This window comes from Devosia sp., assembly GCF_017307495.1.
Taxonomy (GTDB): Bacteria; Pseudomonadota; Alphaproteobacteria; order Rhizobiales; family Devosiaceae; genus Devosia_A.
Genome location: NZ_JAFKHE010000019.1, coordinates 141,508 through 160,700, shown reverse-complemented (window position 1 = coordinate 160,700; position 19,193 = coordinate 141,508). Strand labels below are relative to the sequence as shown.

Sequence of the window (19,193 nt, the reverse complement as noted above, 5' to 3'; positions counted from 1 at the left end):
ACCATAACCGCCGAGTGCCGATTTGGCAGCCTTCAGGCATGCGGCTGATTGCATCGTCGCCCCCAACAAGGTTCGGCCGCCCGGGGGCGGCCGATGGAAACTAGAACAGGAAGAAGTCGAGATTCCGCTTGGGTCGCTTCACCTGATTGGGTCCCTCATCGAGATAGAACCCGTTCGGATCGTAGTCACCGGAGACCTGCGACCCGGATCCTTGCGACGGGGTTCCGCTCATCAGACCCTTGCGCTCGAGATAGTCGGCGAGCGAGCCCGAATCCCATTCCTCCAACTGGTCGGAAGTGACCACGTCCCGACCGCTGTCACTGAGCGGGAAGCGCTCCACGGCGGCCTGATCCTGCTGGACCTTGGTCTCGTCGATGATCAGCGGCTTCTCTTCCGTTGGGAGAGCGGCGACCTGCGTCGTCGACGGACGGGCGCTGCGCGGCAGCGGCACGGGCGGCGTTGCTGCCGGCGCCGTGGCGACCGCAGCCGGAGCTGTTACGGCCACCGGCGGCTTCACCGCCGGCGCCTTGACGGCGGGCGTGGTGGCGACGGGCTGGACCTGGTCGGCGTCGGAAATATAGGACGGAAGCTTCTTGCCGGACTTGACGAACCTGTCGACCGCGGCGTCGCCTTCGACGCTGGCCGTCTGGATCGAGTCCGTTGCGACGGCAGGCGCGAGCGCCGGGGCCCGAACGCCGGCGGTTCCGGCGGGGGCATCGGCGGTCACCGCCGTGGCGGCCGTGTTGCCATCCGGCTTGCCGAAAATCATGTCAGCGGCGGGCACCGCGAGGATGACGACCAGGCCGGCCCAAGCCAGTCCGCCCTTCACCTTGGCATCGAGTTTCATAGGCTGCTGTCCTTCAACTTTGCCCCGTCCCCCTCGCCCGGGACGGAAGCCAAATAACGTGGCCATGTTATGGCCGCGGGGTTGCCCCGAGGATGAGCGATGCCTGAAGGGAGCTGAACGGACGCTGAATGTCAGTCGGGCCGATAGCCCAGCAGTCGCGCCAGCGCCAGCACCAGGTTGGAACGGTTCAGCGTGTAGAAGTGGAACTCCGTGATGCCGTTGTCGACCAGTTCCAGCACCTGTTCGGCGGCGACCGCCGATGCGACCAGCGCATGGGTCTCGGGGTCTTCCTCCAGTCCCTCGAACCGGTCGGCCACCCAACCGGGAATGGACGCGCCGCAGCGCGCGGCAAATCCGGAAATCTGCTTGAACGAGTGGATCGGCTGGATCCCCGGCACGATCGGCGCCGTGATCCCCGCCCCCCGCGCCCGGTCGACGAAGCGGAAGTAGTCGTCGTTGTCGAAGAACATCTGCGTGATGGCGCGGGTCGCCCCGGCATCGAGCTTGCGCTTCAGGTTGTCGATGTCCGCCTGCCAGCTCGGGCTCTGCGGGTGCTTCTCGGGGTAGGCAGCGACGGAGATGTCGAAATCGCCGATCCCGCGGATGCCGGCGACGAGATCGGCGGCGTCCCGATAGCCCTGCGGGTGCGGCGTGAACGGCTGGCCGATGCCTTCGGCCGGATCACCGCGCAAGGCGACGATGCGCGACACGCCGGCCTGCTGGTAGCCGCGCACGACGGCGTCGACCTCGTCACGCGACGCACCGACGCAGGTGAGATGCGCCGCCGCGTCGACGCCGGTCTGCGCCTTCACTTCCTTGACCATGCGCAGCGTGCGCTCGCGGGTCGAGCCGCCGGCACCATAGGTGACCGAGACGAAGCGTGGATGGAGCGGCGCGAGCTTGTGGATCGAGTCCCAGAACCGCTCCTCCATGACATCGGTCTTGGGCGGGAAGAATTCGAACGAGACGCGGAAATCGGGCCGGGCGTCCGGGCTGCGGCGGCTCGGGCGATCGGTGTAGTCGGTGCTCATCGGGGTCGGTCCGTCTCGTCTATAAGGCGCCACAGGCACACGGTCAGGCCTTCGGCGGGATTGGTCGGGGGGAAAGTCTCGAGCCCGGCGACGGACAGGTTCGCCGCCCTGGCCCAGCCGGCCATCTGCGCCTCGGACATGCCGAGCCGGCGATGGGCGTGATTGGTGCGCAGGAACTCGAGCGCGTGCGGCGCGAAATCGACGATCAGCATCTCGCCGCCTTGCTTCAGCGCGCGCCGCGCCTGCAGCAGCACGCGGCCCGGATCGTCGAAATAGTGCAGCACCTGGTGGATCACGATGACATCGGCCCGCCCGGCGCTGGCATCGAGGTCGGCGATATCGCCCAGCCGCACCTGCGCGTGGCCGATGGCGCATTGCGCCAGCTTGGCGCGCGCCACCGCGATCATCTCCCGGCTGGCATCGATCCCGATGCCCCGCCGGTAGTGCCCGGCGAGCAGTTCGAGCATGCGACCCGTGCCCGTGCCCAGGTCGATCAGCGTGTCCACCACCCTGCCGTGAAGCGCCGCGACGATGGCCGCTTCCACTGCCTCCTCCGGCACGTGGAGCTTGCGCAGCAGGTCCCAGCTGTCGGCCACCTTGGCGAAATAGGCCGCCGCCTGCTCGGCCTGCTGCAACCGTACCCCTTCGAGCCGCTGGCGATCGCGGGCGCGATCCGGGTCGTCGGGCGAAACCCGCGCGATCAGCCAGCGCGCGAGATCGCCCCCCGGCCCGTCCGCCGCCAGCCCGTAGTAGGCCCAGGCGCCCTCGGCATTGCGGTCAATGAGCCCCGCGTCGGCGAGCAGCTTGAGGTGGCGCGAGACGCGTGGCTGGCTCTGGCCCAGGATTTCGGTCAGGTCCTTGACCGACTGCTCGCCATCGGCCAGCAACGCAAGCAGGCGCAGGCGGGTGGTTTCCCCCGCCGCGCGCAAGATGCCAACCAGGTCCGCTGTATCGTTCATCGAGCCTCACGAGACATAAAGATATCTTTATATCCGTTGAGGCGAACTGCACAAGGGCCTGTTGCCGGTGGAGGCGGCCGCCAGCAAAAAAACGGCGACCGTTGCCGGCCGCCGCGAGTTTGGTTCGACAGACTTTGGGTAGTCAGGCGGCGCCGACCGAGTCCTCGTTGGGCAGGCGGCGGCGGAAGGCATGGGTGCGCCAGAGTTCGAAGATGCCGACGGCCTCGTCCTTGCTGAGGGCCTCGAAGCGCTTGCGCACGTTCTGCAGCTCGGCCTGGCTGGGCAGGTCGCGCCAGGGCATGGAGGCGATCATCGCCTCGAACAGGTCGGGCTGGATGCCGAGCGCGCGCAGCGCCACGGTGATCGCCACGTAGTCCTGCATGGCGAGCCACTTCACGAACACTTCCGGACCGACGCGCAGCAGCATGGTCAGCGCGGCAGCGGTGTGGTGGCCGTAGCCGAAGCGGGCGAAGCGGATCAGCGCGCGCTCATCGAGCTGCTTGCGGTCCGACAGCGCCTTAACCTGGTTGTAGGCGACCTTCCACTCCTGGCTGGAGAAGCCGGCGCGGTTGCGCATGCGGTTGTAGACCACCGCCTGTACCTTGCCGACGGTGACGGGGTCGACGCGTGGATCGATCTGCTCGATCGTCTCGCGCACCTTGTCGCCGACGGCGTCGATCCTCGAGCTCAGCGCCTTCCAGTCGATGTCGGTGCGCCCCCGCAGATCGGCGGCAAGCGCGGCATCCTGGGCGGCACGCCCGGCGATGCGCTCCAGCGCCTGCTGGCCGAGTTCGGCGTTGGTGTTGCGCACCAGCCGGATCACCGAGTCGGTCTCGCCGTGCTCGACGATGGCGTCGCCCACCCGCTCGGTCACCTGCTGGCGGCCGGCGATGGCGACGCGATGCGCCTCGGACTGCCTGGCGATGATCTCGATCAGGTCGTCGTCGCTCAGCACATTGGAGAACTCGAGCAGCGGCTGCGCTACCTCGATCTCGTCATTGGCGAGCTTCACCACGACGTTGCCGGGTGCCCGGTCAAGCGGCGCGAGAAGCTTGGCCACGTGGGCACGCGCCTCGGCCTCGACCAGTTCGGCCAGCTGGCACAGCACCTCGTCGTACTGCGCGACCTGCTCGTCGTCGCAGCGATCCGACACATACGAATAAAGCTGGGCCATGTTGCGGAACAGCTGTTCGCGTTCCACGATGTTGGAATCACCGTTCAGGACCCTGAACGTCGAGAAGGCTTTCGTCGTGCCCTCTTCCATCTCAGTCATGTCACTTCCCTCCGGCTTCTGCCGACGTAGGGGTGACTTTGGAGCGCCAGTTCAGTGCATGCGCTGAAGGCAAGCCCGCACGTTTGATTCAAATGCCACGCAAAATCGAAGGGTTTGTAGACAGTGCGGGCACCGCCTCGGCAGGTTCCCGAGGCGGATCGGCAAAGCCGTGGGGCAGGCATCGCGCCTGCCCCATCGAGACGACTCAGGCGAGGTCGAACCGATCGGCGTTCATCACCTTGACCCAGGCCGCGACGAAGTCCTGGACGAACTTCTCGGCATTGTCGGACTGGGCATAGACTTCGGCCAGGGCGCGGAGCACCGAGTGCGAGCCGAAGATCAGGTCGACGCGGGTCGCAGTCCAGCGCGGCTCACCGGTCGCCCGGTCGACACCCTGGTAGACGCTGTGCGTGTCGTCGGCCGGTTTCCACCTTGTGGCCATGTCGAGCAGGTTGACGAAGAAGTCGTTCGTCAGCGTCTCGGGCCGGCCGGTGAACACGCCGTGCTGGGGATTGCCCGCCTTGAGGACGCGCAGTCCGCCGACCAGCACCGTCATCTCCGGCGCCGTCAGCCCGAGCAGTTGCGCGCGATCGACCAGGTTCTCCTCGGGCGTGAGGCGCTGGCTCCCGGCCGAATAGTTGCGGAAGCCATCGGCGGTCGGCTCCAGCGGCGCAAACGAGGCCGCGTCGGTCTGTTCCGCCGTGGCATCCATGCGACCGGGCGTGAACGGCACGGTGGCGGAAAATCCGGCATCCTTGGCGGCCTTCTCGATGCCGACGCCGCCAGCGAGCACGATCAGGTCGGCGAGCGACACCTTCTTGCCGCCGCTCTGAGCCGCGTTGAACTCGGTCTGGATGGCCTCGAGCGCGCCCAGCACCTTGCCCAGTTGCTCAGGCTGGTTGACCGCCCAATCCTTCTGCGGGGCGAGCCGGATGCGCGCGCCGTTGGCGCCGCCGCGCATGTCGGAACCACGGAAGGTCGAGGCCGAGGCCCAGGCCGTGCTCACCAGTTCCGATACCGACAGGCCGGTCGCGAGGATCTTCGCCTTCAGCGCCGCGATATCGGCAGCATCGACCACCGGATGGTCGAGGGCAGGGATCGGATCCTGCCAGATCAGGTCTTCAGCCGGCACTTCGGGGCCGAGGTAGCGGACCTTCGGGCCCATGTCGCGGTGCGTCAGCTTGAACCAGGCGCGCGCAAAAGCCTCCGCGAACTGATCGGGATTCTCGAAGAACCGACGCGAAATCTTCTCGTAGACGGGATCGACGCGGAGCGCGAGATCGGACGTCAGCATGGTCGGCGCGTGGCGCTTGGACGGGTCATGGGCGTCCGGAATGGTGTTGGCGCCCATGCCGTGCTTGGCCACCCACTGCTGCGCGCCGGCCGGGCTCCTGGTCAGTTCCCACTCGTAGCCGAACAGGTTCCAGAAGAAGTTGTTGCTCCACTTGGTCGGCGTGGAGGTCCAGGTCACCTCGAGGCCGCTGCCGATCGTGTCGCCACCCTTGCCGGTGCCGAACTTGCTCGCCCAGCCAAGCCCCTGCTCCTCGAGGTCAGCGGCTTCCGGCTCGGGACCGACGAGGCTCGCGTCGCCCGCGCCGTGCGTCTTGCCGAAGGTGTGGCCCCCGGCGATCAGCGCCACGGTCTCTTCGTCGTTCATCGCCATGCGGCCGAAGGTGTCGCGGATGTCGCGCGCCGAGGCCAGCGGGTCCGGGTTGCCGTTCGGGCCTTCCGGATTGACGTAGATGAGCCCCATCTGCACCGCCGCAAGCGGGTTCTCGAGGTCACGCTCGCCAGAGTAGCGCTCGTCGGCGAGCCACTCGCCCTCCTTGCCCCAGTAGATGTCCATCTCGGGCTCCCAGGTGTCGGCACGCCCGCCGCCGAAGCCGAACGTCTTGAAGCCCATCGACTCGAGCGCAACGTTGCCGGCGAGGATCATCAGGTCGGCCCAGGAAATCCGGTTGCCGTACTTCTGCTTGATCGGCCACAGCAGGCGCCGTGCCTTGTCGAGGTTGACGTTGTCCGGCCAGCTGTTGAGCGGCGCAAAGCGCTGCTGCCCCTCGCCGCCGCCACCACGACCGTCGGCGATGCGATAGGTGCCGGCGCTGTGCCAGGCCATGCGGATGAACAGCGGGCCATAGTGCCCGAAGTCGGCCGGCCACCAGTCCTGCGAGTCCGTCATGAGCGCGGTCAGGTCGGCCTTCAGCGCCTTAAGGTCGAGCTTCTTGAACTCCTCGGCGTAGTTGAACAGCGGCCCGAGCGGATTCGAGAGCGCCGTGTGCTGGTGCAGCACCGACAAATCCAGCTGGTTCGGCCACCAGTCACGATTGGTGCGACCTGCACCGCCGTGCGGAACCGGGCACTTGCCCGCGCCACCTTCGGTTGCTGCTTCCATGATCTGTCTCCGTTCGTCTCGATGTCTGCCTGATTTTCCCCGACGTGCCGTGAGTGCGCTGCGCGAACCATCGGACGCGTGCTTGCGCAAGCGTTAGTCTGGAATTGTTCCAGGCTTGTGACCCAGATCAAACGATAAGGCCAATTGATTGTACTACAAGTTATGATAAACATCGCTTATGGTATCACTTCGACAGATGCAGTACGCGGTCACCCTGGCGGAAACCGGCCATTTCGGCCGCGCCGCAGACCGTTGCCATGTCACGCAGCCTGCTCTCAGCCAGCAGATCCGGCAGCTTGAGGAGGCATGCGGGTCGGCCCTGTTCGACCGCCTCGGAAAGTCCGTGCGCCCCACCCCCCTGGGCCGCGAGTTCGTCGACCGGGCACGGCCGATCCTCGAGCAGGCGGAGGCCCTGGACGCGCTCCTGTCAGGCGCGCGCGGCCATCCGGCCCGGCCGCTTCGGCTCGGCGTCATCCCCACAGTGGCGCCCTACCTGCTGCCGCAGATCTTCCCGGCCCTGCAACGCGAACACCCCGGCATGAGCTTCAGCGTCTCGGAGAGCCGTACCGATGCCCTCATCGAGGCACTTGCCAGCGGCGCCATAGACCTGGCGCTCATTGCCAGCGAGCCGCGGCCGAGTGGTCCGCGCCTCACCAGCGTGCCGCTGTTCGACGATGCCTTCGTGCTTGCCACCGGCGTCGACGAGGAGCCGCGCGATCCTGTGCCGCTCGACGAGATCGACCAGACCCGCATGCTGCTGCTCGACGAGGGGCACTGCTTCCGCAACCAGACCATCGCCGCCTGCGGGCTCGATCCGGAAGCGGCGGGCCACACGTTCGCGGCGACCTCGCTGTCCACGATCGTCGAGTTCGTCGCCAACGGCCAGGGCATAACCCTGCTGCCCGAGATCGCGCTGCACAAGGAAGCGACGGGAGACCGCATCCGCATCCATCGCCTGCAGTCGCCGGGGGCACACCGACAACTCCAACTGGTTTGGCGCGAGGCGACGCCCTTCGCCGAGGTGTTCCAGGACGTGGCCGCCACGATCAGGCGCGCCCGCCCGGCGCCTCAGCCCTCGAACGGGTAGGACAGCAGCCGCCAGGTGCGCAGCTTCACCGCATCGCCCGGCCGCACCACGCCCTCGCGCTCGACCCAGCCGACGAGGCCGCGCCTGTCCGCCGCCGCCTTCACGAACGCGAACTCGACATCGCTGCGATCGGGATGGTGCCGGGCGATCGCCGCCCCCGACTTCCGGCACGGCCCGTTGTCGCCATCGACGCGGATCGTCGCGCCACTCGGGAACATCAGCAGCGTGCGGGGCGGCAGCCGGCTGAGATGCGGCACGCCGGAGAGGGCGAGGTTGGCCCCGATCCACTCGGCCGGCAGGGTCGGCAGCGCCAGCGCTCCCGCGATCGCGGCCAGTTCTTCCACCGACAGGATGGACACTTGCCGCTCGTTGCGCATCTTCGTGCCGCGCGGATACCACGGCTCGCGCGCCCCGCTGGGCCGCAGCAGGCCTTCGTGGCGGTCGCCCACCACGCCGGCATAGGTGAGGTGCAGCTCTGCCCGCGGGGTTGATTGCACCGCCTCGCTGTCGACGACGAAGACGCCCTCGACCCGGCCGACGAGGGTCAGCGCCGGAGCCTCGTCGCTCATGTCGCCGCGCGCCGCCGGCGCACCACCGAATCCACCGTGTAGACGATGAGCGACAGCCAGATCAGAGCAAAGCTGACCAGTCGCACGCCGTTCAGATGCTCGCCGAACAGGGTGATCGCCAGCACGAACTGGATCGACGGAGCGACATACTGCAGCATGCCGATGGTGCTGAGCCGCAACCGCTGCACCGCGAAGGCAAACAGCAGCAGCGGCAGCGCCGTGGCCGGGCCGGTTAGCATCAGCAGGCCCAGGGTATAGGGGTCGGCATGGACGCCGATCCCGCCGTCGAGGACGAAGGTGACGGCGAGATAGGCCAGCGCCACCGGCGCGAGGATCAGGGTCTCGACGAACAACCCGGTCGCCGAGGACGCCTTCGCCGTCTTCCTCAGGTAGCCGTAGAGCGCGAAACTCAGCGCCAGGCTGAGCGCGATGTAGGGTACGCCGCCAAGTCCGAGGGCCTGGATGCCGATGGCGATCGTCGCGATCGAGACCGCCACGGTCTGCCAGCGGCTCAGCCGCTCGCCGAGCAGCACCATGCCCATGGCGACGTTGACGAGCGGATTGATGAAGTAGCCGAAGCTGGCCTCGAGCACCTGGTTGGTCTCGACGGCATAGACGTAGATCAGCCAGTTCGCCGCCAGCACAAAGGCCGCGACAGCCATGGAGCGTACGGCCTTGTGGTCGCGCAGGATGGCCCGCACCTCGGCGGTGCGGCCGCCGACGATCATGATGATCCCGACCAGCAGCAGCGACCACAGCGTCCGGTCGGCGACCAGCGTCGCCGCGCCCACATGCCGCATCAGGTTGAACAGCAGCGGCAGGAAGCCCCACAGCAGGTAGGCCGCCAGGCCGGCGACAAGCCCGCTCTCGGAGCGCTGGGCATCGGTGGTAGAAATGGAGGCCAAGGCCGGTCCTTCCGGGCACGCAGCCCCACTCGCGGGCGCCTTCTACCCCCGGCGCACCGCTTCGACAAATGACAGTTTGTGATTTCGCCCAGTGGCTTTCTTGATCGTGATCAAACCAATCGCCACGTCAGGCATTGGTGAAACGAAACCAGATGGAGAGTGCCATGAAGGCCAAGGTGACCTGGATCCTGATCGCGGACGGTGCAACCGCCAAGGTTTTCGAGCACTCGGGCCCCGGACGGGGGCTCAAGGCGGTCGACGGCCTGATGTTCGAGCAGGAGTCGCTGAAGGCCGGCGAGATCATGGCCGATCGCCCTGGCCGAAGCTATTCATCCGTCGGGCACGGCCGCAGCGCGATGGAATACTCGTCCGATCCAGTGGCCGTGCGCGAGCGCCGCTTCGTCGAGCATGTGGCCGGGGAACTGGAGCGCCGGCACCAGCAGAACGCCTTCGACCGCCTGATCGTCGCCGCCGCCCCGACGGCGCTGGGCGACCTGCGCCCGGCGCTCAGCAAGGGCGTCAGGGACACGATCATCGCCGAGTTGCCGAAGGACCTGACCAATACCCCGACCGCGCAGCTCGAATCCCACTTCGCCGACTTGCTGCCGGTCTGATCCGCCTCAGGCCCCTTGGGACGGGAGCGTCATTCCCCGTCGTCACCGTCCCCCTCGTCCTCGTCCTCGCCGTGCCCCGTCACCGCCTCGAGGAATTCGCCCAGGATCGGATTGAACAGGTCGGGGCGCTCGAGGCTGGGGAAGTGCGCGGTGTCCTCGATGACCACGGCAAACGAGTTCTCGATCTCCTCGGACAGGTCCTCGTGCAAGGCGATGATGTCGGAGCAGTCGAGCTCGCCCACCACCAGCAGCGTCGGCGCGTTGATGGTGTGGACATTGTCCATCGCGGATTCCGGCCGCTCCTCCTGCGTCAGCTCCGGGTGGTTGAGGTGGATTTCGTTCATGGCGAGGAAGAGTTGGCGCGCGTCGCCGGTCACCCGGCCGGCCTCGCCGTAGGGGCCGTCCAGCCACAGGTGCGCCTCGATGCGATTGGCCGTGCCGATATTGCCGCGCTCCCTGGCATACTCGAACGCCTCCTCGAGCTGCTCGACCTCCTCGTCGACCTCGTAGCCCTCGGCGCCGGTCACGGCCGTGCCCATCAGCACCAGCGCGATGGTGCGCTCCGGGTGCTCCAGGGCGAAATCGATGGCGAGGCCGCCACCCATTGAGGCGCCCACCAGGATCGCGGCATGGACGCTCAGCCGGTCGAGCACCGCCTCGAGATCGATGAGGTGGTTGAAGGGCACGTCCTCCGTCGTCGTCTCGCCGTAGCCGCGCCGGTCGTAGCTGATGACGTGATAGCCCTCCTCGGCCAGCATCTGCATCTGCTCGCCCCACATGCGCCGGTCGGTGACGCCGGAATGGAGGAAGACGACCGGAATGCCGAACCCGTCCGCCTCTCCGCGGATCACCGCGCCGTCGAACGGGATTTCAAAGGGAGAGGTCATGGCAAGGCGCCCTGCAGCTTGAGAAAGCGCGCCACTTAGCACCGGAACGCCGCCGAGGCCAGATCGGCTACCAGGCGCAGATCTGCACCCCGGTCTCGTCATTGTCCCAGCACGCGCCGTCATCGGCGTTGCGCCTGAACGTGCCCGGCAGGGCGACGAAGTTGCCCCCCTCCTCGTAACGGCCATAGCCGAAGGCGACCCCCGGCGTGTCGATGACGATCTGGAAGCTCGGATAGCCCCCGGCCGCGATCTCGAAGCTGCCGCCCCCGAGCGGCTCGAAGCTGCAGTCGTAGTAGCCGTCGTCGGTGGTGTAGCAGCGGGCCTGCTTGGCGAGGGCGGGCGACAGCGCCGCGACCAGCATGACCAGCCCCGCACCGAGCCCCAGCGACCAATTCATCCAAACGTCCCCTTGCCAGCCTGCCGCCAAGCGGCATGTTCGACGCATGCGGAGGCTAGCATGCTCATCTTGATTCTCGGGCTCGTCGTCTTTTTCGGTATCCACTCGGTACGCATCGTTGCGCCCGGGCTGCGCGCGGCGCAGGTGCGCGCCAACGAGAGGCGCTGGAAGGGGCTCTACTCGCTTGTGTCGCTGGTCGGCTTCGGGTTGATCATCTGGGGCTACATCCTGTATCGCCCCGAGGCACCGCAGCTTTATGCGCCGCCGGAATGGGGCCGGCTGATCGCCCTGCCCGCCTTGTTCGTGAGCCTGGTGCTGCTGAGCACCCCCAGGGCGCCCATCGGCCGCATCAGGGCGACCGTCGTACATCCGATGGTGGTCGGCATGCTGGTCTGGGCCGCAGGCCACCTGCTCTCTAACGGCGACGCGGCGGGCACGCTGCTGTTCGGTGTCACGCTGGTCTATGCGGTCGCCGACCTGGTCTCGGCCTTGCGTCGCGACGAACCGCGGCCGCGGTTCGAGAGCGCGCGCGGCGACATCATCGCCATCGGCATCGGCGCGGTGGTGACGGCGGCGCTGCTGTTTGGCCTGCACGGCCTGCTGTTCGGCGCCAATCCGCTGGCCTGAGCCGGCCGGCTACCGCACCGCGACGATGAACAGGCGCGGGAAGCGCAGCAGCACCTTGCCGTCTGCCGTGCGCGGATAGGCCTCGGCGATGCGCTCGAGGTAGCGCGCGAGGAAATCCGCGCGCTCGCCCGGCGCCAGCGGGTCGATGAACGGGCGGAGCCCGGTGCTCTTCACCCATTCGACGATCGCCTCGGGGCCGGCGAGCACGTGGTTGTAGATCGTGTGCCAGATGTCGATGCGCTGCGCGACGGGCCTTAGCGCATCGTAATAGGTCGGGGCCGGCGGCAGCGGCAGGCGCGCCGCATCGCGGAGCCGCTCGGCCCACGGCCCCGAAGCCGCGACCTCGCGCATCAGCACATGCGAGGGCTCGGCCATGTTGTCCGGCATCTGAACCGCCAGCACCCCGCCCTCGGGCAACGCCGCGACGACGCGCGGAAACACCGCGATATGCTCCGGCACCCACTGGTAGATGGCATTGGCGAAGACGACATCCGTCCCCGCCTCCGGCACCCAGCTCGCCGCATCCGCTTCCGCGAAGCGTGCGCCCGGCAGGCGCTTCCGCGCGTCGGCCAGCATGGCGGGCGAATTGTCGAGCCCAACTACCTCGGCGTGAGGGAAGCGCTCGACGAGAAGCTCGGTCGAATTCCCCGGCCCGCACCCCATGTCGACGACCCGGCGCGGCGCCGTCAGCGGCACCTGGGCCAGCAGGTCACGCGCAGGACGCGTGCGCTCGTCCTCGAACTTGAGGTAGGCGGAGGGCGACCAGTCGGGCATGGGGGGCTCCGGTGTGGTTGGGCGACCCATCGGATAGCGGATGCTGGGCAGTGGCGTCCACTGGCGAACCGGCGCAGTCGTGCTAGCGTTGCTTCATGAGACTTGGCTTCGAAGAATCCCAGACCCCGTTTGACAGCGGCTCCCAACAGGCACGCGTGTGGACGGAGCGCTGGGTGGCCGACTGGATGTTCTGCACAAATTGCGGCGCGCCGCGACTGAGCCAATTTCCGGCCAACAGCCCCGTCGCTGATTTCTTCTGTCCCGAGTGCTCGGACCAGTATGAGGTGAAGGCGAAGAACGGCAAGTCGTTCGGCAACTCGGTAGCGGACGGCGCGTACGACACCAAGATCGCTCGGCTGACTTCGAACACAAACCCGAACCTGCTGTTGCTTGGCTATGACAAAGCGGCGCGGGAGGTGCGGAACGTCTGCGTAGTGCCGAAGCACTTCTTCGTGCCAGAGATTATCCAGCGCCGGAAGCCACTTGCGGAGACGGCGCGGCGGGCAGGTTGGGTCGGATCAAACATTCTGCTGAGCCAAGTGCCCGAGGTTGGGCGCATATACGTGCTGCGGAACGGCCAGCCCGAGCGGCGCGAAACCATCCTCGCCAAGTGGCAGCAGACGTTGTTCCTGCGGAACCAGAGCGTCGAAGCGCGCGGTTGGCTGCTCGACGTGATGAAGGCGGTGGAAGCGATTGGGCGGCCAGAATTCTCGCTCGAAGACGTGTATGCGTTCGAGGGCCGGCTGCAGCTGATCTACCCAAACAACAACAACGTACGACCGAAGATACGTCAACAACTTCAAGTTCTGAGAGACAGCGGGTATCTGGATTTTGTCGGGAGAGGCCAGTACCGTTTACGCATGGGTCGATAGCATCGAGGGCGCGGGGATGGCTTGGTATCTCAATCACTACCATTGTCAGGACTGCAATGCAGCGTGGAGCGATGAATGGTCGTGCTGCTGTGACGATGATTGCCCGCAATGCGGGTCACGTCACTGGTCACCTTACGCCTCTGAAGACCTTACCGAGATCGTAAGAGAGCAGGATGGTCTGTTTGTCGTCATGCGCTCGCCCGACTCCGCCGACCACAAGCCGCGCTATGAACCCATTGCCCGGTTCACAAGCAACGAGCTCGCGAACCGGTTCATTGTCGACGGTGAACTGACCTGACTCGCTACCGCGTCAGCTTCTTATAGCTCACCTTGTGATTGTTCACGCTGTCCGGACCCAGCCGCCGGATCTTGTCCTGCTCGTAGTCGGCGAAGTTGCCCTCGAACCACTCGAAGTGCGACTCCCCCTCGTAGGCCAGCATGTGCGTGGCCAGCCGGTCGAGGAACATGCGGTCGTGGCTGATGATCACGGCGCAGCCGGCGAATTCCTCGAGCGCCTCTTCGAGCGCGGCGAGGGTTTCGGTGTCGAGGTCGTTGGTCGGCTCGTCGAGGAGCAGCACGTTCGCGCCCGACTTCAGCATCTTGGCGAGGTGCACGCGGTTGCGCTGGCCGCCCGACAGGTTGCCCACCTTCTGCTGCTGGTCGGCGCCCTTGAAGTTGAACGCCGAGGTATAGGCGCGGCTGTTCATCTCGCGCTTGCCGAGCATCAGGATGTCGTTGCCGCCCGAGATTTCCTCCCACACCGTCTTGTTGGGATTGAGCGTGTCGCGGCTCTGGTCGACATAGCCGAGGTTGACGTTCTCGGCGATGGTGATGGTGCCCGAGTCCGGCTTCTCCTGCCCGGTGATCATGCGGAACAGCGTCGACTTGCCGACGCCGTTCGGCCCGATGATGCCGACGATGCCGCCCGGCGGCAGCTTGAAGCTGAGGTTGTCGATCAGCACGCGGTCGCCATAGGCCTTGGTGACGCCCTCGATGTTGATGACGTTCTGGCCCAGCCGCTCGCCCGGCGGGATGATGATCTGCGCCGTGTTGGACATGGTTCGGGCCTCGTTGACCTTCACCAGCTCGTCATAGGCGCGGATACGCGCCTTGGACTTGGCCATGCGCGCCTGCGGGCTCTGGCCCATCCACTCCTTCTCGCGTTCCAGCACCTTGGCACGCGCCGCGTCTTCCGACTGCTCCTGCGCGAAGCGCTTGGCCTTGGAGCCGAGATAGGCCGAGTAGTTGCCCTCGTACGGGATGCCGCGGCCGCGGTCGAGCTCGAGGATCCAGCCGGTGACGTTGTCGAGGAAATAGCGGTCGTGGGTGATGATCAGCACCGCGCCGGGGAACTCGCGCAGGTGCTTTTCGAGCCAGGCCGTGGTCTCGGCGTCGAGATGGTTGGTCGGTTCGTCGAGCAGCAGCAGGTCGGGCTGGCTGAGGAGGAGAGCGCAGAGCGCGACGCGCCGCTTCTCGCCGCCCGAGAGGTTGTCAACCGAGGCCTCGCCCGGCGGGCAGCCCAGCGCCTCCATGGCGACTTCGACCTGGCTGTCGAGGTCCCACAGGTTCTGGGCATCGATGATGTCCTGGAGCTTGGTCGCCTCGTCGGCGGTCTCGTCGGAATAGTTCATCATCAGCTCGTTGTAGCGATCGATGATGTCCTTCTTCTCCTTGACGCCGGTCATGACGTTGCCCTTGACGTCGAGCGCCGGGTCGAGCTGCGGCTCCTGCGCCAGGTAGCCGACCCTGGCGCCGTCCGCCACCCAGGCTTCGCCGGTGAACTCGGTGTCGATGCCGGCCATGATGCGCAGCAGCGTCGACTTGCCCGAGCCGTTCGGGCCGAGCACGCCGATCTTGGCATCCGGATAGAAGCTGAGGTGGATGTTATCCAGCACCTTCTTGCCGTTGGAGTAGGCCTTGTTGAGGCCGTGCATGTGATAGATGAACTGGCGCGCCATGAAGCGTACGGATCCTGCCGCTAGTGGAGCATGCCCGGGAAAAGTCGCTCGCGCTTTTCCGATCCGGACATGCGACCGGGTGAAGAATGGGCCCTCGGCCCACTGCTGAAATCGAGCGCCGTATGTAGGGGAAGAGCCGGTTGCGGGCAACCCGCCCCGGCCCGCCGCGATGCGGCCGATTGGCCCTGCCGCCCGATCCGGGGCATGCACGGCCCCTGCTAGTCGGCCACTTCGGCAATCAGCCAGCGCGCGATCGGCCAGGTATTGGCGAAGTGCGTGACGCAGGCATCCGAGAATCCCGGCGCAAAGGCGGCCGCGGCCGGCAGCTCGATCCAGCCGGTGAGACCTTCATGCAGCAGGTAATCTGCCCGCTCCGGGTCGGCCTCGTAGCCGCGCGGCATGAGCTTGCGCGTCTTCTCGCCGATCAGGTAGTCACCCTTGGCCTTTACCTCGGCCACGGCCGCGAGCAAGGCCTTGCCGGAGCGCGGGTGGATCACCGACTGGCGGTAGTGCTCGAGTTGCTCCCGGGTGAACATGTGCATGCCCGTGCCCAGCATGACCCGTGCCGGCGTAAGGCGAAACCAGAATCCCGGCAGCTCCCAGCTGCGCCTGTCGCCGTGCCAGAACCACAGGTCGAGGTGGTCCTTGTAGGGCCGCTTGTCCTTGGAAAAGCGGATGTCGCGATTTATGCGCGGAATCGAGCCGTTCACCCTGGGTTCGAACTGCACGCCGGGCGAGATCTCCCTGAGCCTGGGGCCAAGCTCGGCCACGAAGCCCTTGCCCGCCTCGACGTAGCCCGCCTCGTAGAGCGGGCGGTTGGCCTCGAACCAGGCCTTGTCGTTATGCGCCGCGATGCCCTCGAGGAAGGCCAGGGTCTCCTTGGGGAAATGCATGGACTATGCCTCGATCCAGATCGGCACGGACTTGAAGGCCGGCGTCTTCGAGCGCGGGTCGACCGCCGTGCCGCACAGCACGTTCGCCTCCGGATAGTACGCCAGCGCCGAGCCGCGCGGCAGGTCGAACGCCGTCGCCGTGCCGGACATGCGGCCCGCCTCCGAGGCGATGGTGATCCGCTGCCCGTCTCTAAGTCCTTGTTCCGCCATGTCTTCCCGGTTGAGGAAGATGGCGTCGCGAGCCGCCTTCAGCCGGTAGCTGTCCTGCTCCTCGTAGATGATGGTGTTGAACTGGCCCTCGGAGCGCACCGTCGCCAGCGTCAGTTGCCCGGGCGTCCGGGGCAGCGGCGTGACGGCGAATCGGGCCTTGCCGTCCGGGGTGGAGAACTCGCGCGTGTGCATCACCCGGTTGCGCACGTGGAACTCGCGCTTGGCCACGTCGATGTCGGCCAGTTGCTCCAGACCGGGGACGATTTTCGCAATGGCGGCGCGGACTTGCGAGTGTTCCTTGAATCGGGCGAAGGGCACCGGGCTGTCTGGGATGAGCTGGGCTGCGAGGTCGCAGAGGATCACCGTCTCGGGCCGCACGTTGTCGAGCCGCTCGATGCCGCCGTCACTGAGCCGGACGTAGTTGAACATCGACTCCTGCGTGGTCGGCGACCACTCCTCGTCGCGCGCCGTGACGGGCAGGATGAGCACCTCGCCCTCCCCTAACCCATTGACATGTCCGCGGTTCAGCGTGGTGGTGAGGAACAGCTTGAAGCCGATGGCGTCCATGGCGCGGGTGGCAAAGGCGGTGTCGGGGGTGGCACCCCAGAGGTTGCCGCCCATGATGACGGCCGCATCGACCTCGCCGCGGGCGGCCGATTGCAGGCAGGACATGGTGTCCAAGCCCTTGTCTCGGCTGAGCTTTATGCCGAAGGCATGCTCCATGGCGGAGAACACCTGCTCGGAGACCACCGGCTTGACGCCGATGGTGCCGATGCCCTGCACGTTGGAGTGCCCGCGCAGCGGCAGCAGGCCCGAAAAACGCTTGCCGATCATGCCTCTAAGCAGGGCGAGATTGGCGATCGCCTCGACGTTCTCGACCCCGTGCAGGTGGTGCGTCATGCCCATGCCCCAGGCGAAGACGACGTTCTGCCGGTTGGCGTAGCGGGTGGCGACACGCTCCAGGTCCGCGATGGAAGTCCCGGTCTTCGACTGGATCTCTTCCATGGAAAGTCCGGCCAGATCGGCCTCGAGTTCATGAAAGTTGGCGGTGTGCGCGGCGATGAAGGCGCGATCCTCGGCCCCCATGGCGAGAATGGCCTTCATCAGCCCCTTGAGGAGCCAGATGTCGGTGCCGATGCGCGGCTGCAGATAGTCGGACGCGATCTCGGTGCCGCCCGAGAGCATGGAGGTCGGCGACTTCGGTACGGCGAACTTCACCAACCCGGGTTCCCTCGCCGGGTTGATGACGATGACGTCGCCGCCCCGGTCCCGGCAATGCTTCAGCATGTGGATGAAGCGCGGGTGGTTGGATGACGGATTGGCGCCGATGACGAAGATCAGGTCGGCGCCGGTCAGGTCCTCGAGCTCGACCGTCGCCGTGCCCTTGCCGATGGTGCTCCCCAGCCCCTCGCTGGTCGCCTGGTGGCAGTAGTACGAGCAGTTGTTGACGTTGTTGGTGCCCCAGGCCCGGGCCAGCAGCTGGAACACGAAGCCGGCCTCGTTCGACGAGCGGCCGGAGGAGTAGAAGAAGCTGCGGTCCGGATCGGTGGTCCTGAGCCGCGCCGCGGCATGCGCGATGGCGAAGTCCCAGTTCACCGTCTCGAAGCGGTCGGCGCCGGCCGCCTTGAACAGCGGCGTGTTGAGGCGTCCGAGCTTCTCCATCTCCCGGCCGCTCAACTGCTGCAGGTCGCTCAGCGGATGAAGGAACGCCTCGCTGGGAATGGCCGGCTGGATGTCGGTCGATTGCGCCTGCACCGACTTGTTGCAGACCGACGGGAATTCTCCCAGCTCGTTGGTCATGCCGCCCTGCTGGCCGCCCATGCCATAGGCGCAGGCCTTGCAGGCATTGCGGGCGGTCAGCGCCTTGGCCGCCTTGCCGACACCCATGCGCCGGATGGTGTCGACGGTATAGAGCAGCTTCTTGGGCCCGCCGCCAACGATGCGGGGCCGGTCGTCGATGGTCATTGGAACTCCTCGTCCACGGCAAACTAGCATCGGTGCACCGGGACAGCCACTGCAACAACTGCTCGCGGCCGACCTGTGTGCCGGATAGACGCCTGCCCACCGGCTGTCGTCCCGGCGAACGCTGGGACCCCGGCCATCGCCGGCACTTCCGGTGCGCCGTGGCTGCGCCTATGCTCCCCGGATGAGCGATCCTTTCGAGCTGGTGGCCCGGGGTGACCTGGACGGACTGCGGAGCGCGCTGGCGCATGATCCCGGGCTGGTGCAGGCGCGCCACGCCTCGGGTGCCTCGCTGGTCGCCTGGGCCGCCTATATGGGCAATGCCGGTGCGGTCGCAGCCATCCGTTCCAGGCTCGGGCAGCTCGACCCGCACGAGGCGATCATCCTGCGCGACGGCGCCGGGCTGGAAGCGGCGCTGGCCGGCGGCTGGGACGCCAACGCGCTGTCGCCCGACGGCTTCACGCCCCTGTCGCTGGCCGCCTACTTCGAGAACGCCGAGGCCTTCGACCTGCTGCTGCCCCTGACCCGCGACGTCAACGCCTCCGCCCGCAACCCCCAGCAGGTCGCCGCCCTGCATGCCGCCTGCGCCCGGCGCAACGCGTCGATGGCGGAACGCCTGCTGCTGGCCGGCGCCGATCCCAACCAGGCGCAGGCCGAGGGCTTCACCCCGCTGCACGCAGCGGCCCAGCACGGCGACGGCGCCATTGCCGGCCTGCTGCTGCTCGCCGGAGCCCGCCCCGGTGATCGCAACGCCGCCGGCGCCGATGCCGCGACGCTGGCCCGCGCGGCCGGCCACGATTGGCTCGCCGACAGGCTCGCCGCTCTCGCCGGCTAGCCCTCGCCACGCGGCCGCTGCGCAAGCCCCGCGCCCGAGGCCGAAGCCGCCCCCGCACCGGCGGAGTAGGCGGACAAAAAGAAGGCGCGAAGCCGAAGCTT

The 19,193-nt window shown here is 67.1% G+C and carries 19 protein-coding genes; 6 read left to right on the top strand and 13 right to left on the bottom strand.

The annotated features are described in order from the left end of the window. Positions 1-100: 100 nt before the first annotated feature. From J0I99_RS12520 to katG, 5 genes are all read right to left on the bottom strand, one after another. Positions 101-847 carry a hypothetical protein gene (locus J0I99_RS12520; protein WP_291397968.1) on the bottom strand — a complete coding sequence of 249 codons (747 nt, stop codon included), beginning with the start codon at positions 845-847 and terminating at the stop codon, positions 101-103. Positions 848-978: 131 nt separating this feature from the next. Then, positions 979-1,878 (bottom strand): methylenetetrahydrofolate reductase [NAD(P)H], encoded by a 900-nt coding sequence (metF, locus tag J0I99_RS12515; protein ID WP_291391967.1) that lies wholly within the window; start codon positions 1,876-1,878, stop codon positions 979-981. Then, positions 1,875-2,837, bottom strand: a complete 963-nt coding sequence (locus tag J0I99_RS12510; protein WP_291397966.1) for a metalloregulator ArsR/SmtB family transcription factor — start codon at positions 2,835-2,837, stop codon at positions 1,875-1,877. Before J0I99_RS12510 ends, metF begins: the two co-directional genes overlap by 4 nt. Positions 2,838-2,979: 142 nt before the next feature. Then, the gene (locus J0I99_RS12505) at positions 2,980-4,110 is read right to left on the bottom strand and encodes a DUF2336 domain-containing protein (protein WP_291391965.1); all 1,131 of its coding nucleotides are present in this window, start codon (positions 4,108-4,110) and stop codon (positions 2,980-2,982) included. A 205-nt stretch (positions 4,111-4,315) separates the two neighbouring features. Then, the gene (katG, locus tag J0I99_RS12500) at positions 4,316-6,502 is read right to left on the bottom strand and encodes a catalase/peroxidase HPI (RefSeq protein WP_291397963.1); all 2,187 of its coding nucleotides are present in this window, start codon (positions 6,500-6,502) and stop codon (positions 4,316-4,318) included. 178 nt (positions 6,503-6,680) lie between these two features. Here katG and J0I99_RS12495 point away from each other — a divergent pair, with 178 nt between their 5' ends. Continuing rightward, positions 6,681-7,589 (top strand): hydrogen peroxide-inducible genes activator, encoded by a 909-nt coding sequence (locus J0I99_RS12495; RefSeq protein WP_291397961.1) that lies wholly within the window; start codon positions 6,681-6,683, stop codon positions 7,587-7,589. Here J0I99_RS12495 and J0I99_RS12490 read toward each other — a convergent pair. Both J0I99_RS12490 and rarD read right to left on the bottom strand, forming a co-directional pair. Then, complete coding sequence (locus tag J0I99_RS12490) at positions 7,571-8,158, bottom strand: MOSC domain-containing protein (RefSeq protein ID WP_291397959.1); 588 nt, start codon at positions 8,156-8,158, stop codon at positions 7,571-7,573. The genes J0I99_RS12495 and J0I99_RS12490 overlap by 19 nt on opposite strands. Next, the gene (gene rarD / locus J0I99_RS12485) at positions 8,155-9,063 is read right to left on the bottom strand and encodes an EamA family transporter RarD (protein WP_291397957.1); all 909 of its coding nucleotides are present in this window, start codon (positions 9,061-9,063) and stop codon (positions 8,155-8,157) included. Before rarD ends, J0I99_RS12490 begins: the two co-directional genes overlap by 4 nt. 164 nt (positions 9,064-9,227) lie before the next feature. Here rarD and J0I99_RS12480 point away from each other — a divergent pair, with 164 nt between their 5' ends. Continuing rightward, positions 9,228-9,677 (top strand): host attachment protein, encoded by a 450-nt coding sequence (locus J0I99_RS12480; protein WP_291391960.1) that lies wholly within the window; start codon positions 9,228-9,230, stop codon positions 9,675-9,677. Between the two features lie 29 nt (positions 9,678-9,706). Here J0I99_RS12480 and J0I99_RS12475 read toward each other — a convergent pair whose 3' ends face one another. Then, complete coding sequence (locus J0I99_RS12475) at positions 9,707-10,564, bottom strand: alpha/beta hydrolase (protein WP_291391959.1); 858 nt, start codon at positions 10,562-10,564, stop codon at positions 9,707-9,709. Positions 10,565-10,631: 67 nt separating this feature from the next. After that, positions 10,632-10,961, bottom strand: coding sequence for a hypothetical protein (locus J0I99_RS12470; protein WP_291397954.1), 330 nt, complete (start codon positions 10,959-10,961; stop codon positions 10,632-10,634). 60 nt (positions 10,962-11,021) lie between these two features. On the opposite strand from J0I99_RS12470, the gene J0I99_RS12465 reads away from it, so the two are divergent. Beyond that, positions 11,022-11,588 (top strand): NnrU family protein, encoded by a 567-nt coding sequence (locus J0I99_RS12465; protein ID WP_291397952.1) that lies wholly within the window; start codon positions 11,022-11,024, stop codon positions 11,586-11,588. A gap of 9 nt (positions 11,589-11,597) precedes the next feature. Here J0I99_RS12465 and tam read toward each other — a convergent pair whose 3' ends face one another. After that, a complete protein-coding gene (tam, locus tag J0I99_RS12460; protein ID WP_291397950.1) occupies positions 11,598-12,362 on the bottom strand; it encodes a trans-aconitate 2-methyltransferase in 765 nt (254 codons plus the stop codon). A gap of 95 nt (positions 12,363-12,457) precedes the next feature. On the opposite strand from tam, the gene J0I99_RS12455 reads away from it, so the two are divergent. Both J0I99_RS12455 and J0I99_RS12450 read left to right on the top strand, forming a co-directional pair. Further along, positions 12,458-13,234: a DpnI domain-containing protein gene (locus J0I99_RS12455; protein ID WP_291397948.1), complete on the top strand. Its 777-nt coding sequence runs from the start codon at positions 12,458-12,460 to the stop codon at positions 13,232-13,234. 16 nt (positions 13,235-13,250) lie between these two features. Beyond that, the gene (locus tag J0I99_RS12450; protein WP_291397947.1) at positions 13,251-13,532 is read left to right on the top strand and encodes a hypothetical protein; all 282 of its coding nucleotides are present in this window, start codon (positions 13,251-13,253) and stop codon (positions 13,530-13,532) included. A gap of 4 nt (positions 13,533-13,536) precedes the next feature. On the opposite strand, the gene ettA is transcribed toward J0I99_RS12450, so the two are convergent. The 3 genes from ettA to J0I99_RS12435 form a co-directional block, all read right to left on the bottom strand. Continuing rightward, complete coding sequence (ettA, locus tag J0I99_RS12445) at positions 13,537-15,192, bottom strand: energy-dependent translational throttle protein EttA (protein WP_291394119.1); 1,656 nt, start codon at positions 15,190-15,192, stop codon at positions 13,537-13,539. Between the two features lie 218 nt (positions 15,193-15,410). Beyond that, positions 15,411-16,085, bottom strand: coding sequence for a DUF2461 domain-containing protein (locus J0I99_RS12440; protein WP_291397945.1), 675 nt, complete (start codon positions 16,083-16,085; stop codon positions 15,411-15,413). Positions 16,086-16,088: 3 nt separating this feature from the next. Continuing rightward, on the bottom strand, positions 16,089-18,260 hold the full coding sequence (locus tag J0I99_RS12435; RefSeq protein WP_291397943.1) for an FdhF/YdeP family oxidoreductase: 2,172 nt from the start codon (positions 18,258-18,260) through the stop codon (positions 16,089-16,091). Between the two features lie 181 nt (positions 18,261-18,441). On the opposite strand from J0I99_RS12435, the gene J0I99_RS12430 reads away from it, so the two are divergent. Beyond that, positions 18,442-19,092 (top strand): ankyrin repeat domain-containing protein, encoded by a 651-nt coding sequence (locus tag J0I99_RS12430; RefSeq protein ID WP_291397942.1) that lies wholly within the window; start codon positions 18,442-18,444, stop codon positions 19,090-19,092. Positions 19,093-19,193: the final 101 nt, after the last annotated feature.